This window comes from Enterococcus sp. DIV1639a, assembly GCF_050530445.1.
GTDB lineage: Bacteria > Bacillota > Bacilli > Lactobacillales > Enterococcaceae > Enterococcus_B > Enterococcus_B hirae.
Map to the genome: position 1 here is coordinate 1,241,247 of NZ_CP172886.1, position 17,412 is coordinate 1,258,658.

Below are 17,412 nucleotides of genomic sequence, written 5' to 3' on the forward strand. Positions count from 1 at the left end.
TTGTTTATTTATTTTTGAATCGTTGCGATCACTTTTATAATAACATTAAAAAAATTGTTTCACTAATTTGATATATATTAGCTCTATTATAATGAAAGGACTTTTAATTTTAATGAAGAGGATGAAACTCAATTTTTTCAAAATTATATTCTCACTATTCATTTTTTCGATCTCTGTTTTAAAAATAAATAGTGAACTTTCTACCATTAGGTTAAGCAAAGTGTTACAAACAATTAGTAATGAATCTATCTTAAAAATTTTCAGTTTGTTTTTAGTAGGTGCTTTAGGCATTTTCATTCTTTGTCTCTACGACTTTGCATTGATCCGAAAACTGAAGACGATGAAAATTTCTAAAATAAAACTATTAAAAATCAGCTGGATTGCCAATTCATTCAATGCAGTTTTGGGATTTGGTGGAATTTTTGGTGCCAGCGTACGTTATAATTTCTATAAAAACTATATTGACCAAAGCAGAGTAAACCAACTAAAAAAAGCGATTTCGCTATTATTGATCTCATCTATTTCTGGTGTGGGCGTATTATCTGCAATGGTGCTGCTAAATGTTTTTCCAGAAAGTCATTTATTAGAGGGAAATGATACGATCAAGATTGGTTTAATTGTCAGTGCTTGTTTGTTGCCTCTATATATCGGCTACATTAGTATCAAACCGCCACTTCCGGCTGCGAGATGGTTAGGTTTACAATTCACGATCGTATCAACGATTGATTATCTCACTTCTGGTATTGTGATGTACGTCGCGTTTCGTTTTCTTAACTTGCAGGTTCAATTCGTTGATATGGAAAGTATTTTTATTTTAGCAACGATTGCTGGAATTATTAGTATGGTACCAGGTGGTTTTGGTGCGTTTGATGTCATTTTCCTTTTAGGCGCTACACAGGAGCTGCAGATAGATAAAGAAGCAGTATTGATGGCGCTGATTCTGTATCGTTTAGCGTATTACTTCATTCCACTATTGTTTGGTTTATTGTTCAGTGTGAGTGAAGTTCAAATGCTGATTAGTCAAAAAATCAGCAATAATCAATTTACGATTCTTACGAAGGAATTTACGACAGTAGTATTTTCGATTACGCAAGCACAGATGAAGCAAATTGGAAGAACGCTCAGCACAGCCATTTTTCTATTTTGTTCATTAACATTTTTATTTGATTCATGCATTTTATTTTTTGAATATGCATATATGGGAATGAAGTCGGCTTTTTTTATTGCGCCAATTTACGTATGTCTGAGCATTTTATTACTGACAGATGTCGTAGGGATTTATAAAGGGGCGATCGATACTTGGAAAATGTTGCGTTTCAAACTGATGTTATTAGCACTTTGTCAGTTTTATCTTTTTTGGGAAGACCAAAGTTTGACAGCCCTCTTATTAACAACGGTATTATTTGTAGATACTCTATTTTATAGGAGATGGTTAGAGGTCGAAGTCATCAAACAAAGTGTTTTAGAAAAATTGATTTGGACTTTAGCGTGTCTCTATGTATTTGATAGTCTAACTGAAATTTTTCCGATATTGCCTAGACAATCATTCTTTATTCTGAGTGGAACGACACTATTATTGCTTTTACTTTCTGGGCTTTGGTCAGTTATACACCGAAGAAGAAAAAGGAAATCATTAAAGCTTGATTTAAAGCTATTAGATGATGCTGAATATCGAAATTTCTTAGAACAAAATGGTGGAAATCACTTAGCTCATTTAGGTTTTTTAAAGGAAAACCGAGTTGCGTGGTGGGAAGATGTTGCAGTGATTTATCAAGAAAATAACCATTATCTCTTTATTTTAGGTGATCCAGTTGGTAAACAAGAAGCCATTTTTCCTTTTTTGAAAACTTTGGTGTCTAAAGCGAATCAATTAGGCAAACGAATTGTTTTTTATCAAGCTTCCACACAGTACCTTAGTTTTTATAATGATCTAAATTGCGAATTTTTCAAGTTAGGAGAAGAAGCAGTCATTGATTTATCTGAGTTTTCACTATCAGGGAAGAAGAAGAGAGGGTTTAGAGCAACATTAAACCAAATGGAAAAACTAGGATATACGTTTGAAATCATCGAACCGACAATTGTTTCAGAGTCATCAGAAAGCGTGGGCTCAATTTCTTCGGAATTTTCACCAACATCACAGTTATCCCATGATCGTGAACTGTTGTCAGAATTGAAAGAAGTATCTGATCAATGGTTAAGGTCAAAAAATGAGATGACTTTTTCTGTCGGACGATTTGAGAAGGAATATTTAAATTGTGCAGCAGTTGGTATTATAAGAAATCAAGAACAAAAAATTGTTGGCTTTGTTTCCATGATGCCAACTTATACTAATGAGACCATTTCAGTCGACTTGATCCGTTGGTCTATCAGTGAAGAAGTGGCAATGATGGATGCTCTTTATTTATATTCCATCCTATGGGCTAAGGAACAAGGTTATCAAAAATTCAATTTAGGAATGGCTCCGTTCTCTTCTACTTATAAAAACACAATTAATTTAGAGAATACGTTTATTTACAGCGTCTATAATAATACTCAGTATTTGTATTCATTCAAAGGGTTAAGGAAATACAAAGAAAAATACAAGCCTCAGTGGGCTGCAAAATATCTCGTTTACGAAAATAAAACCTGGGTGTTGAAAAACTTATATGCTTGTTATAAATTAATTCATTCAAAATAATAGAAAAAGATGATAATCGTAACAAAGCCATCAGGAAGAGGTTGAGACAAAAGTGTTTAGTATCAAGAAATAAGAAGGAATTTCCGAAAATTGACAAGGAACACAAAAACTCATTTTATTCGTTTTAGAGATACTAGAAGAGACTGAGACAACTTTTGTCCCAGTCTCTTCTAGTATCTAATTTTTTAAGATCATTAAAGGTATCTCTAAATTTTTTAGTGAAATTTGATAGAATTTATTAATAGGCAAGTCTAATAGAACGCATGAATAGACTATTTTAAGATTTTTATGTAATTAATGTAACAAATCCTTCTGGTTAAAGGTAGGATAAAAGAAAATTGATAAAGAGCTCAGGGCGACCTTCGCCCCGAGCTCTTTATCTTTAGTAGTTTAATATAGACAGAAATGGTATCACAGAGTGAACATTAAACCATAAGCAGACACTTTTAAGGAGTTGAAAAGCTATTTTAAAAATGTGCACTTATTGTTCAAGTTAAAGCACGCTATTCACAACCATTAAAGTATTGGGCTAAAAGTTGGTTATTACATAGAGGTTTTAGTTAAATACACGGAAACGATCTTCGTCGTTCATATATTCTTTTTCTCCAGCTGGTGTTTCTGGTGAGCCAAACACTAATTGAGAACGTAGTTTCCAATTAGATGGGATGTTCCATTCTTTAGCGACAGCTTCGTCAATTACTGGATTATAATGTTGCAAGTTAGCTCCTAAACCTTGTTCTGTTAAGGCTACCCATGTATTTGCTGTAGCAATCCCATTTGATTGTTCTGACCAATCTGGGAAGTTGTCAGCATATAATGTAAATTGTTCTTGGAGATTTTTGATGATATCTGTATCTTTAAAGAACAAGACTGTTCCATAGCCTTTTTTGAAGCCCGCTAATTTATTTTGCGTATTTGGAAAAGCTTCAGCAGGTGTCAATGGGCGAAGAGCTTCTTCGGTCATTTCCCATAATTTTTCGTGAGCATCTCCAAAAAGAATGACTGCTCGTGTTGATTGTGCATTAAATGCAGTTGGACTTTCTTTGATTGCTTCTTTGATCAAAGCTGTTAATTCTTCATTTGATAGTGTTACGTTACGTCCTAAATCATAGATAGAACGACGGTTTTGCAAAGTTGTTGTAAATGTTGTCATGGTGAAATCTCCTTTAGTTGCGATCTGCATATTTTATGAGTACAAACGAAGTATATCACCTTACAAAAAGTAAGTGAAATAATATGCTCACAAAAAATAAGTAAATTTTTTAATGAATATTAAAATAATAGAGGTTATTTTAGTTAACGTTTCCATTGTTGTTAAACTAAGTAAAACCCGATCATTTTAAAATAGCAATATATAATTATTAAATATCTGTTTATTTTTTATTATCATTTTCCCATTAAATTTTATTCGTTTTTATAGAAAATAAGTATATATTTCTTAAATAAGTTTTTTAGTTAAATTTTTCAGTGAATATTTATAGTATTTTCTGAAAATTTAAAGAATTGGGGTATGGATTATGGAAAATCAACAAGACAAGGGCTTCTTCGGTCAGCCGAAGGGGTTGTCAACATTGTTCTTCACAGAGATGTGGGAACGATTTAGTTATTATGGTATGCGTGCGCTGTTGCTTTACTACATGTACGATACTGTAGCAAACGGTGGACTTGGATTACCTACCGCAACAGCATTAGCAATTATGTCAATTTATGGTTCACTGATTTATATGTCTAGTATCATCGGTGGTTGGGTTTCAGACCGGGTACTAGGTGCAAAAAGAACTGTTTTCTTCGGTGGAATATTTATTATGCTTGGACATATCGTCTTAGCGTTGCCATTTGGTGTTTCCACTTTATTCGTCTCAATGGCTTTGATTATCTTTGGGACAGCCTTTTTGAAACCAAATGTTTCCGGAATGGTTGGACATCTTTATTCAAAAACTGATTTAAGACGAGATGCCGGCTTCTCTATTTTTTATATGGGAATCAACTTAGGTGCGATGTTAGCACCGATCATCGTAGGAACGATCGGACAGGAATACAACTACCATCTTGGCTTCTCATTAGCTGCAATCGGAATGTTCTTTGGACTGTTACAATACGTGATCCAAGGACGTAAAACGTTGGATGGTATAGGAACAGTTGCTCCTAACCCATTAACAGCAGCAGAGCGTAAAAAATTCATTCGTAACTTAGTCATTGCTTTAGTTGTGATTGTAGCAATCTTTGGTGGCGCACAAGTCACTGGACATTTAACCATTGATTTCTTTGTCAATTCAATTAGTGTTTTAGGTATTCTTTTACCGTTATACTATTTTGTTAAAATGTTAACAGCTAAAAATGTTACAGCAGAGGAAAAACCAAAAGTATGGGCGTATATCCCATTATTTTTAGCAGCGATCATTTTCTGGTCGTTACAAGAACAAGGATCTTCCATCTTGGCTCTGTTTGCACAAGAACGGACACAATCAACATTGTTCGGTATGAATATTCCAGCTAGTTGGTACCAATCATTGAATCCGATTTTCATCTTCGTCTTGACACCAGTATTTGTTACATTGTGGACGAGATTAGGAAAACGACAACCATCAACAGTAGTGAAATTCTCACTAGGATTATTATTTGCTGGGTTATCTTTCTTATTAATGATGTTACCAGGCATGCTTTATGGCACAGATAGTAAAGTAAGTCCAATGTGGTTGATCGGCAGCTTCTTCATTGTCGTAATCGCTGAATTATGTTTATCACCAGTTGGCTTGTCTGCGACAACAAAATTAGCACCTAAAGCTTTTGAATCACAAACCATTGCTATCTGGTTCTTGGCAGATGCTTCTTCACAAGCGATCAATGCACAAATCGCGCGTTTCTATACACCAGGTACTGAATCTGCTTATTTCGGGATTGTCGGTGTCGTAGCAATCGTCGGAGCAGTTGTATTGTTTATGATCAAAGAACCAATCAAAAAATTGATGGGTTCCATTCATTAAACCAAATGAAGTTATAAAAGAAAGCACCAAAGTTAGTGGAAATAACTAGCTTTGGTGCTTTTTTTATATGGATAAGTATAAGAAATAAGTAAAGGATAGCGATTGATGGATGTGAATCACAAGAAGTAGTCCTAAACTTTTTTTGAGAGGATTTGGTAAAATAATCTCTATAAGCGCAAACAATTAATTTCTAAAAAAAATAGGAGAAAGAACAAATGTTCAGTTGTTTTTGGTATAATGAATGAGGAATGAATCTAAGGAATAAGGAGAGGGAAAATGTCTTTACAATTTATTCTCGGGACAGCCCGAAAAGACCACCGTACAGCGTTGATTGATGAATCAGTCGAATGGTTAGCAAAAGATAGTACGCACCAGGTATTTTTCCTTGTACCTAACTATAATAAATTTGAACAAGAACAAGAAATCTTGACAGAGCTGCGTCAAAGAAGTGGCAAAACGTCATTTAGTACAACGAATGTCCAAGTCTTTAGTTTTTATCGTTTAGCGTGGTATTTGTTGCAGCAAACAACGTTATTGTCTGGTAATGAACTTTCAGAATCTGGTTCGGCAATGATCTTGCGACAGATCCTAGAAAAAAATGAAGAAAATTTAACGATTTTTCGGGGAGAAATCAATAAAAAAGGGTTTATTCGCCAGTTGCAAGAATTGCACAATGAATTACGTATTGGAAATATTTCACCTGAAGATCTTGTCTTTTCAGAACTTGCGGATACGGTAAAAGCTGAAAATCAACAGTTGAAAATGAAAGATCTTCAATTGATTTTTACAGCTTTTGAAGAAGAATTGGTCCAACGTGCGCTGCAATCTGAAGATGCTTTGACCATTTTGGCAAATTATTTACAAACGCAAGACATGTCTAAGGTGAAATTTATCGTTAGTGGTTTCACTCGAGTCAATGCGCAAGAATATCAATTGTTGCAAGTCATGATGGAAAAGGGACAGCTAGTGATTGATTTGCTTCTTGATCGTCCTTATATCACGGATATGCCTGAAGTGTTGACATTGTTTCATGAAACAGGAAAGCTCTATTTCCAACTGATCAACAGTGCCAAAGAACGAAGAGTGCCGGTTTTAGTGGAAAAATTTGCCCCAGAACATGAAAGACCGCTTGCACTCATGCACTTGCAAAAAATGTGGGAAGAAACTTCTAGCAACAAAAAAAGCCAGCCGCTGAAGGTTGGGCAACAAGAGGCGTTGAGAATTTGGGAAGCAGAGAACGCCACCGAAGAAGTCAGACAACTAGCTGTGGAGATCCGTCGTTTGGTCAGCGAGGAAAATTATCGCTATCGTGACATTCAAGTGTTAACGAAAGATATGGCGTTTTATGGTAACTTGCTACAACCTGTTTTCAAAGAAATGGCGATTCCTTTTTATATTGATGAAGAGCAGTTGATGGAGAATCATCCATTGATCGAATGGATCAATAGTTTATTCGCTTTAGATCGATATGCTTATCGCTTGAATGATATCATGCGTTTTTTCAAAACTGAATTATTCATTTGTGAAGCGGATGATACACTAGACTTAGCCAGTTGGAGTGAGCAAAGAAATCAGTTCCGAGCAAAATTAGATGTCACAGAAAATGTAGCACTTGCTTATAACTATCAAGGTTCATACTGGACGAGAGAAAAAGATTGGCAGTTCGTGTCTTACGATTTTGAAGCAGAACAACTGGAAGATGTTCAAGAATTAGAAAAACGCTCGAATGATATTCGGCACTTCTTCAAAGAGAAAGTCCCAACATTTTTTGACAAGATAAAAAAATGTAAAAATGGACAAGAAGGCGCGACGGTCTTTTATCGTTTTTTGGTGAACAGTGGCGTACAACAACAATTAGTTTTTTGGCGAAATCAAGAAATTGAACGAGGCAATTTAGCAGCAGCCCGAAACCATGAGCAAACATGGGGGGCGTTGATTGATTTACTGGACGAGTATTCGCTCATTTATGGGGAATCTGAATTTGACTGGCATTTGTTTCAGGAAATCATTACCAGCGGGTTAGAAAATTTAAGTTATGGGAAGATCCCTACAGCAATCGACCAAGTACGCATCAACCGCTTGGAACTGGTACGATCAAACCAGGCGAAAGTCACGTTTGCCATTGGCTTGAATGATCAAGTATTTCCTGATCGGCACGAAACGAAAGGCTTGCTTTCTAGTGAGGAAAGGGAAACGTTGAATGCTCGTTTAGCGGAAGAGAAATTTTTATTTGATCCCGCAAAAGAGAACTTGTCTTTTGAACCATTGCAAGCCTACTTGGTGTTTGCTTCAGCCACTCAGCGTCTATACCTCAGTTACGCTCAAAGTTATGATACAAACACGTTGAAAATCTCTCCTTATTTAAAACGAATCATGGAATACTTGATGATCCCAGCTGAAAGAAAAGAGCATTTGGTTTTAGACCGCGATCCGAGTTGTTATATCGGTACGTATCGTAGTGGGATCAATACAATCAATCATATCTATCGTTTAGCAAAGGAAGAGAAGAAAAAAGTTCCGGTGTATTGGCGCCAACTAAGAGAGCAGATCTTGCAATCACAATGGCGAAATTTTGCATTGCGCATTTTTGAAAGTCAAGAACATCTTAATGTCCCGGTGTCATTACCTAAAAAGATGGCAGAGGAACTCTATGGTAAAGATATTTATACCTCTATTTCCAGATTAGAAAATTTCTATAATTGTGAATATAAATATTTTGTCCAATTTGGTTTGAAACTGAAAGAACGAATGGTCTATGGTTTAACGCCAGCTGCTACAGGTGATTTTTATCATGAATCATTAGACCGTTTCTTTAAATTACTATTTTCAAATCAGATATCGCTAGTAGAAATGACCGATACACAACGTAAAGAGTTTACTGAAAAAGTCTTGCAAGAAGTCTTTGGCGAGTTACGCTTTGAAATTTTAGATAGTTCAGCTCGAATGAACTATATTCGTTATCAGTTAGGACAAACGATCCAAAAAGTAGCTTGGGCATTACAAAAGCAAAGTAAAAATACAGGGATGAAGCCCCTTCAAACAGAAATATTGTTTGGCCAAATTGCTGGCGCTCAAGGTATCCCAGGGTTGGAATTACCACTGAATAATGGTGGGAAATTACATGTTCGTGGGAAGATTGATCGTGTGGATGTTGCTGTTGAACAAGCGGATACCTGGCTTAGTGTTGTCGATTATAAATCAAGTGGACGTTCCTTTGATGTCACTGAAGCTTACTACGGGATGGCTATGCAACTGTTGACCTATCTAGACGTGGCGTTGATGGATGCTGTCAAATTGACTGGAAAAGCATTGGTTCGACCAGCTGGTTCCTATTATTTACATGTCCATAATCCGATTTTGTCTGAAGCAAATGAAATTGAAAAAGAGACATTGAAAAAATTCAGTTATGACGGCATCTTTGTCGATGAACCTGAGTTATTGGAAGTATTAGATCATTCACTGGAAGCAAAAGAGAACTCTTTGATTTATCCGATCAAGAAAAATGCGAAAGATGTCTATCAAAAGGGAAGTTTTAGTAAAGAAAAATTCTATACAGAACAGGAACTCCAACTTTTTATGGCGCATAATCGTGCGAATATGCGTTTAGCAGGGGATAAAATCACGTCAGGGGAGATCAAACTTAATCCAGCATACAAAGACAAGGAGCGGCTTGCTTGCCAAATGTGTCCTTTTAGAAGTGTTTGTACGTTTGATGTGATGTTGCAAGAAAACAATTATCATCGTTTAGAAAAATTAAACAAGGAAGAAGCCCTGCGAAGAATAGAAAAAAGGAGTGAGGAAGAATGACCAAAATTCCTTTGAGACCAGAAAACGAACGATTCACTGACGAACAATGGCAAGCCATTTTTGATCAGGGAGATAACTTGCTGGTATCAGCTTCCGCTGGTTCTGGAAAAACCACAGTGCTTGTCCGTCGAGTAATCGAAAAACTAAAAATGGGGTTCAATATTGATGAACTTTTGATCGTGACGTTTACAGAAGCGGCAGCGAAAGAAATGAAAGAACGGATCCAAGAAGCTTTACAAGAAGCAGTCAATAGTGAAAGCAATCCGGCACGCCAACAACATTTCACGAAACAGCTGATTTTATTGCCGAGTGCTAATATTTCTACTTTACATGCTTTTTGTTTAACGGTCATCCGCCGATTCTACTACTTGATCGATATTGATCCAGTTTTTCGGATGTTAACGGATGAGACAGAAACGATCTTAATGAAAGAAGATGTTTGGGATGAATTACGCGAGGCTTGTTATAGCGAAGATCGGGAAGAGTTTTTCCAATTAACAATGAATTTTTCAAATGATCGTTCAGATGATGGATTGACCAATCTGGTTTTCTCTCTTTATGAATTTGCGCGAGCGAATCCTGATCCCAAACGTTGGTTAGATCAATTAGTGGATAACTATCGTTTAGATGATGGATTAGCTCATTCACCATTGTACCAAGAACAATTGCGACCACTTCTACTTACAGATATGGCACAAAGTGTGCAACTTTATGAAGAAATGGTTGGATTAGCGCAAGAAGAAGGTCTGGAAAAAATGTTGGAACAAGTTGCAGGAGAAAAAGAACAAGTCCAACGCATTTATGATCACTTATTACAAGATCAATTGCCGGAAGCCTATACGGGTTTAGAAACATTGACTTTTACTACTTTTAAAAGCAGTCGCAAAGCAGAGTTGAAAGAACGTTCAGCCGAAGTTAAAAATTTAAGAGATCAGGCGAAAAAAATCATTCAGAAAATTGGAAAAACTTATTTTCCGATTTCTCCTGAACAATTGACCGAACGGACGAAAAAAGCTGCTGTCCTAGTGGAAGAGTTGACGAATGTCACCAAACGTTTCATGGATGGCTTTAGCCAACGAAAAAGAGAAAAGGGAGTAGTAGATTTCAATGATTTAGAACATCTTGCCTTGCGAATCTTGACGACTCAAACAGAAGAGTCATGGCTTCCAAGTGAAGCATCAAAGCTTTATCGTAAGCAATTCAAAGAAGTAATGGTCGATGAATACCAAGATATCAATCAGTTGCAAGAAGCTATCCTTTATTGGCTTAGACAGCCTGATCCGACAAACGGCAATTTATTCATGGTTGGGGATGTCAAACAGTCGATTTATTCTTTTCGACTAGCTGATCCTAGTTTGTTTATTGAAAAGTATGAAGCATTTTCAACAGCTGAGGGTGGAAGACGGATCATTTTGGCAGAAAACTTTCGTTCCCGAAAGGAAGTCCTGTCATTTACCAATCTGGTGTTCCAACAATTGATGGACCCTGTTGTGGGACAAATCGCTTATGATGATGCTGCACAATTACGATTAGGATTTCCCGATTTCCCCAAAGTCGATCGCTTTGAACCAGAACTATTGATTTACGAAAAAGAAGAAGAGCCAAACAGCGACTTTCCAATTGATGAGAATCTAGAGGACAAAACAGAAGGCGAACTCTTTATGACGGGCTTAAAAATCCGCGAACTGATTGATGAAAAATTCCTGATCTATGATAAAAAAATGAAACAGAATCGTCCTGTCGAATATAAAGATATCGTACTTTTAACACCTACAAAGAAGAATAATCTGACGATATTAGAGATCTTTAAAACATTGGATATTCCTTTAGAAATGAATGATGCCCAAAATTATTTTCAATCTACGGAGTTACGTACAATGATTTCTTTACTCCAATTGATTGATAATCCGTATCAAGATATTCCCTTGGCAGCCGTTTTACGTTCACCGATCGTAGGACTGATTGAACCAGAACTGGCACAGATCCGTTTAGCTGATCGTACGCATACTTATTATGATGCGGTGCTGGCTTACCAAACAGCAAATCAGAATGAATTAGCTGATAAATTGCGCCATTTCAATAATCAACTCGAATTGTGGCGAGAACTGGCTCGGCGGTCTTCAATCACTGACTTGCTGTGGGAGATCTATTTACAAACCGGTTATTTAGAATATGTAGCAGGTTTACCAGCTGGTGCCCAAAGACAAGCAAACCTTTATGCGTTGGCTGATCGTGCGAAAGCGTATGAACAAAGTTCGTTTAGAGGGTTGTATCAATTCGTTCGCTTCATCGAAAAGATGCAGGAAAAAGACAAAGATTTAGCGGAGCCGGTGATTTCATCCAGCGATAATGCTGTTCGAGTCATGACGATTCACGCAAGTAAAGGCTTAGAATTTCCTATTGTCTTTTTATTAGATATGACCAAACAATTCAATTTGCAAGATTTAAAAAAGCGATATGCTTTTGAAGAAAAACTAGGTGCGGGGATTCGTTATATGGACCCTGATACTCGGGTGTTGTATGATACCTTGCCTTACCAAGCAATCAAATCAGCCAAACAAAATAAGTTATTGTCAGAGGAGATGCGTAAACTCTACGTTGGTTTGACCCGTGCGGAACAAAAATTATTTATTATCGGCTCGTATAAAAATAAAGAAGATACCTTGAAGAATTGGTCAGAAGCTTCTGAACAAACCAAATTAGTCTTAGAGCCAACGACTCGATTAAAAGGGAATAGCAGCTTGATGAGCTGGATCGGTCTTAGTTTGATGCGTCATCCATTGATGCAAAACTATTTTGCCGAAGCAACCATTCTTTCAGAATTAAAAAACTCTGATAGCCAATTTGCGATTACTTGGATGAATCAACAATCTCTGCTTGAAAAAAGGCAACGTTTAATAGCGCAAGAAAACGATGCTGCTGAAAATAATGACGTGGATCAAACACCACTATCACCTGCTCTGAAAGCACGACTCGATTATCGTTATCCTTTCAAAGAGTCAACGCAAACCACAAGTTATCAATCGGTCTCTGAAATTAAACGTTTGTTTGAAGATCCAGATGATACGCTTGATGCTAAACTTGTCTGGGAAAGTAATGAAACAAGAGGGTTAAACCGCCAATTCCGTTATACGCAAGATACATTGGCTGAACCACGTTTCTTACAAAAAACGCAACAGGTTTCAGCTGCGGCAATCGGAACTGCAACACACTATTTATTGCAATTGCTGCCATTAGAAATGCCGACTACTGAGTCGATCCAAGCATTGCTAGATGAATTAGTCAAAAAGCGTTTAGTGGATCAAAAGGTAGCCAAAAAAATTGATTTTTCTGCTATTCTTTGGTTTTTTGAAACCGAGCTAGGAAAAGAATTGATCAAGCAAAAAGAGCATGTCAAACGGGAACAACCGTTTTCGATGTTATTACCTGCAGAACGGGTCTTTGAACAATACCCAAATGAAGAAGATGAATTGCTGATCCATGGGATTGTTGATGGTTATATCGAATTATCCACGACGATTCAATTATATGACTTTAAGACGGATTTCATTTTAGATCGCAACGATGAAACAGCGATTGATGCTGTCATTCAAAAATATCGTGGGCAATTGAATCTCTATCAACAGGCGTTGACAGAATCTTTAGAAAAGCCTGTCACAGATGTCTTTCTTGTCTTATTAAGCGCAAAGAAAATAATAAATATTAATAAATAATAATAATTGAGCAACTAGGACTTACACTTTGTAAGTAATATGCTATACTCTTAGCAAAGAGGTGAGTAAAATGGAGCTAACACAGACAGAGTTCACTTTATGTCCTAAATTTGAAAAGACCTTTTCGATTTTAGGTAAAAAATGGAATGGGCTGATTATTGATGTATTGCTTGAAAATGGTCCGCAACGCTTTGTTGATCTCGCAGCTAAAATACCTATGGTGAGTGATCGGGTTTTAGTTGAACGATTAAAAGAACTTGAAAAAGAAAAAATCATCGCCAGAAACTTCTCATGTAAAGAGTCCAGCCGTTCAGAATATATGTTAACTGAAAAAGGAGCGGATCTTCAAAAGGCCATTGTTCAGTTACAGGTTTGGAGTGAAAAATGGGTGACAGAAGAAGAATGCAGTTGATTTTGGAAGTGAAATCTTGTAAACTGGCATTAGATGAATAGCTAAAGAACGTTGACGAAAAAGAGTAGTTTGGCTAAACCAGTCCAGGGAGATCTGTCATAGACTGTAAGCAGATCCTGAGTTTGAAAAATGAAGTTCACTTTCTGAGTTCGTCTGATTTATTCAGACCGGCAAATGTCGTTAAAAAAGTAAGTGTACGGTTTTGACCGTAAATTAGGATGGTAACGCGAAGACCTCGTTCCTTTGTAGGAATGAGGTCTTTTTTGTATTTGAATTTGAAGGAGGAAATAGGGAATGTCTCTACAAGCCCAATTAGAAAGCTTGAAAGAAGCCACAATCGTTAAAATAGCGACAGCACACGATTTAAAAGAATTAAATCAAATTCGTGTAGAAACTTTAGGAAAAAAAGGACCAATCACCGAAGTTTTACGGGGAATGAAGGATCTAAGTCCTGAAGAACGTCCGAAAGTTGGTAGTTTTGCCAATGAGATTCGTGATCTGTTGACAGCAGAAATTGAACGTAAAAAGCAAGCGTTAGAAGAGGCGGCACTTGCAACAGCTTTAAGCAAAGAAACAATTGATGTGACCTTGCCAGGACGTCAAGTCAAACAAGGAAACCGCCACATCTTGACACAAATCATGGAAGAAATCGAAGACATCTTTGTCGGAATGGGCTACCAAATTGTTGAAGGGTATGAGGTGGAGTCTGATCATTATAATTTTGAGCGAATGAACTTACCAAAAGACCACCCAGCTCGTGATATGCAAGATACTTTTTATATTTCAGAAGAGATCTTGATTCGTACGCATACCTCACCAGTACAAGCACGTACGATGGAAAAACATGACTTTTCAAAAGGTGCACTTCGAATGATCTCACCTGGGAAAGTATTCCGTCGTGATACAGATGATGCTACTCATAGTCACCAATTCCATCAAATCGAAGGATTAGTGATCGATGAAAATATTACGATGGGTGACTTAAAAGGCACTTTAGAAGTCGTAATGAAAAAGATGTTTGGTGAAGAACGTGAGATTCGACTACGTCCTAGTTATTTTCCATTTACTGAACCTTCTGTTGAAGTGGATGTCAGCTGTTTCAAATGTGGTGGCGCTGGCTGTAATGTCTGCAAGCACACCGGTTGGATTGAAATCTTAGGAGCTGGGATGGTTCATCCAAATGTATTGAAAATGTCAGGTATCGATCCGGAAAAATACTCTGGTTTTGCTTTTGGCCTTGGCCCAGATCGAGTAGCAATGCTACGTTACGGTGTCAATGATATTCGTAATTTCTATCAAAATGACTTGCGTTTCTTAAGTCAGTTCAAAGGGGAGTAAAAAGCATGTTAGTTTCTTATAAATGGTTAAATAAATATCTTGATTTGTCAGCAGTTACGCCAAAAGAACTAGCTGATAAAATGTCAGTGACTGGGATCGAAGTGGAAGGAATCACGGTTCCTGAAGAAGGCTTAAAAAAAATCGTAGTCGGCGAAGTCAAGGAATGCGTACCACATCCTGATTCCGATCATTTATCGATTTGCCAAGTGGATATCGGTGAAGAAGAACTTTCACAGATCGTTTGTGGCGCACCTAACGTGAAGGCAGGGATCAAAGTCATCGTTGCTTTACCTAATTCACGGATCGCAGGGAATGTAAAAATCAAAAAAGGGAAAATGCGTGGTCAAGTTTCTAATGGGATGATTTGTGCCTTACAAGAAATTGGCTATCCAGATAGTGTTGTTCCCAAAGAATATGCTGAAGGAATCTACTATCTTCCACAAGAGGCAATCAATGGAGACCCCGTCTTTTCTTATTTAGACATGGACGATTCAATTATCGAGTTATCGATTACACCGAATCGCGCAGATGCTTTATCTATGCGAGGAGTAGCATATGAAGTAGGTGCGATTTATCGTCAAATACCTCATTTTGCAGAGGAAGAATTAGTAGAAGCAGCACGTCCGGCAAAAGACAAAATCAAGGTGACAGTCGAAGATCCAAAAGCTGTGCCTGCTTATCAAATTCGAATCATTGAGGGCGTAAAAATCCAATCTAGTCCACAATGGTTACAAAATATCTTGATGAATGAAGGGATTCGACCAATCAACAACGTAGTAGATATCACAAACTACATCTTACTGTTGTTTGGGCAACCATTACATGCGTTTGATTATGATCGGCTAGGATCACAAGAAATCGTCGTCCGTCAGGCAAAAGCAACAGAAAAAATCGTTACGTTAGATGGCGAAACACGTGAGTTAACACCCGAAAATCTCGTGATCACTAATGGAGAACAACCAGTCGCTTTAGCAGGTGTGATGGGCGGCTTGGATTCTGAAATCACTGAGACAACGACTACGGTTGCTCTAGAAGCAGCTTTGTTTGATCCAATTTCGATCCGTCGAACAGCGAAACAATTCAATTTAAGAAGTGAATCTTCTGCTCGTTTTGAAAAAGGAATCAATCAAGCAACAGTTGCTGAGGCTTGTGACGTTGCTGCTGCAATGATCGTTTCGTTAGCAGGCGGTGAGGTTCTTCAAGGTGCGGTTGCTGGTTCGACTTATCAAGTAGAAGACGTAACAGTAACGATCACTCTCTCACGAATCAATCATTATCTAGGAACTGACTTAACAGTGAAGGAAGTAAATGAGATTTTTGAAGCACTTGGCTTTGGCTATCAAAGTGAAGGGGAAACGTTCACCGTTACTGTTCCTCCTCGTCGCTGGGATATCAAGATTGAAGCGGATATTATTGAAGAAGTCGCTCGTATCTATGGTTATGATCGCTTGCCTTCCACATTACCAAGTGGAGAGACTGTTGCAGGAAGTTTGACCCAAGAGCAAGCAACAACACGCAAGATCCGTACATTACTTGAAGACAGTGGTTTACATGAAGCCATCAGCTATGCTTTGACAACGGAAGAAAAATCTCGTCAATTTACAATCAAAGATTCCTTAGTTACACGTCTTGATTGGCCAATGAGCGAAGACCGTTCTGTCTTACGAATGAACTTGATCAGTGGGTTATTGGATGATGTGAACTATAACGTAGCTAGAAAAAATAGTGATGTCGCTTTTTATGAAGTCGGAAGAGTCTTCTATCAAGAAAACGATCCATTGACTCATTTGCCGCAGGAAGTGAAACATGTTGCTCTTGCATTGACAGGTACTTGGCAGGATAAAAGTTGGCAAACTCAAGCAGAAGTAGTTGACTTCTATACGATCAAAGGTCTTTTAGAAAACTTGTTTGAACAATTAGGAATAGCAACAGAAATTTCTTATCAAGCGAATGATAGTTTGAAAGACATGCATCCAGGAAGAACAGCGGAAATCTATTTAGGTGAAACAGTGATTGGATTTGTTGGACAGGTTCATCCGAATACAGCTAAAGAATACGATGTTCCAGAAACCTATGTTGCAGAATTTGACTTGAGCTCAGTGATCGAAGCTGCTCAAAAAGGGATGACTTTCCATGCGGTGACAAAATTCCCTTCCGTTTCTCGTGACATTGCGATGTTAGTTGCAGAAACAGTAACCAATCAAGAAATCGTAACGGTTATCCAGTCTGCTGCAGGTAAGTTCTTAACAGACATCCAATTGTTTGATGTGTATCAAGGGAAAAATATCGAGGAAGGACATAAGTCAATGGCTTACAGTCTGACATTCGAGAATCCTGAAGCAACAATGACAGATGAAGAAATTAACCGATCAATGACTAAGATCGAAAAAGCACTAAGTGAAACAGTTGGTGCAAATATTCGTTAAACTGTAAAAAAAGACGCCCTCACAAAGAATGAGGACGTCTTTTTTTATTCATTAA

Annotated in this window: 8 protein-coding genes and 1 other annotated feature; of the genes, 7 read left to right on the forward strand and 1 reads right to left on the reverse strand. The window is 37.4% G+C overall.

All coding sequences use genetic code 11. The features are described from left to right. Positions 1-220 precede the first annotated feature (220 nt). Entirely contained in the window at positions 221-2,677 is a 2,457-nt protein-coding gene (locus IGJ32_RS05675) for a phosphatidylglycerol lysyltransferase domain-containing protein (RefSeq protein WP_252703133.1), read from the forward strand. Between the two features lie 556 nt (positions 2,678-3,233). Here IGJ32_RS05675 and IGJ32_RS05680 read toward each other — a convergent pair. Further along, positions 3,234-3,830: a nitroreductase family protein gene (locus tag IGJ32_RS05680; RefSeq protein ID WP_010719308.1), complete on the reverse strand. Its 597-nt coding sequence runs from the start codon at positions 3,828-3,830 to the stop codon at positions 3,234-3,236. 364 nt (positions 3,831-4,194) lie between these two features. Between IGJ32_RS05680 and IGJ32_RS05685 the strand changes: the two genes are divergently transcribed. The 6 genes from IGJ32_RS05685 (at position 4,195) to pheT (ending at position 17,357) form a co-directional block, all read left to right on the forward strand. Continuing rightward, a complete protein-coding gene (locus IGJ32_RS05685) occupies positions 4,195-5,661 on the forward strand; it encodes a peptide MFS transporter (RefSeq protein WP_010719307.1) in 1,467 nt (488 codons plus the stop codon). Positions 5,662-5,937: 276 nt separating this feature from the next. Further along, the gene (locus IGJ32_RS05690; RefSeq protein ID WP_342082174.1) at positions 5,938-9,468 is read left to right on the forward strand and encodes a PD-(D/E)XK nuclease family protein; all 3,531 of its coding nucleotides are present in this window, start codon (positions 5,938-5,940) and stop codon (positions 9,466-9,468) included. Beyond that, positions 9,465-13,181, forward strand: a complete 3,717-nt coding sequence (gene addA / locus IGJ32_RS05695) for a helicase-exonuclease AddAB subunit AddA (protein ID WP_373169177.1) — start codon at positions 9,465-9,467, stop codon at positions 13,179-13,181. The genes IGJ32_RS05690 and addA overlap by 4 nt, the downstream gene beginning before the upstream one ends. Positions 13,182-13,251: 70 nt before the next feature. Continuing rightward, on the forward strand, positions 13,252-13,593 hold the full coding sequence (locus IGJ32_RS05700; RefSeq protein WP_010719304.1) for a winged helix-turn-helix transcriptional regulator: 342 nt from the start codon (positions 13,252-13,254) through the stop codon (positions 13,591-13,593). A gap of 42 nt (positions 13,594-13,635) precedes the next feature. Continuing rightward, positions 13,636-13,839, forward strand: a binding site (T-box leader). 48 nt (positions 13,840-13,887) lie between these two features. Further along, the gene (gene pheS, locus IGJ32_RS05705) at positions 13,888-14,931 is read left to right on the forward strand and encodes a phenylalanine--tRNA ligase subunit alpha (RefSeq protein WP_034699979.1); all 1,044 of its coding nucleotides are present in this window, start codon (positions 13,888-13,890) and stop codon (positions 14,929-14,931) included. A gap of 5 nt (positions 14,932-14,936) precedes the next feature. Further along, positions 14,937-17,357 carry a phenylalanine--tRNA ligase subunit beta gene (pheT, locus tag IGJ32_RS05710; protein WP_342082172.1) on the forward strand — a complete coding sequence of 807 codons (2,421 nt, stop codon included), beginning with the start codon at positions 14,937-14,939 and terminating at the stop codon, positions 17,355-17,357. Positions 17,358-17,412: the final 55 nt, after the last annotated feature.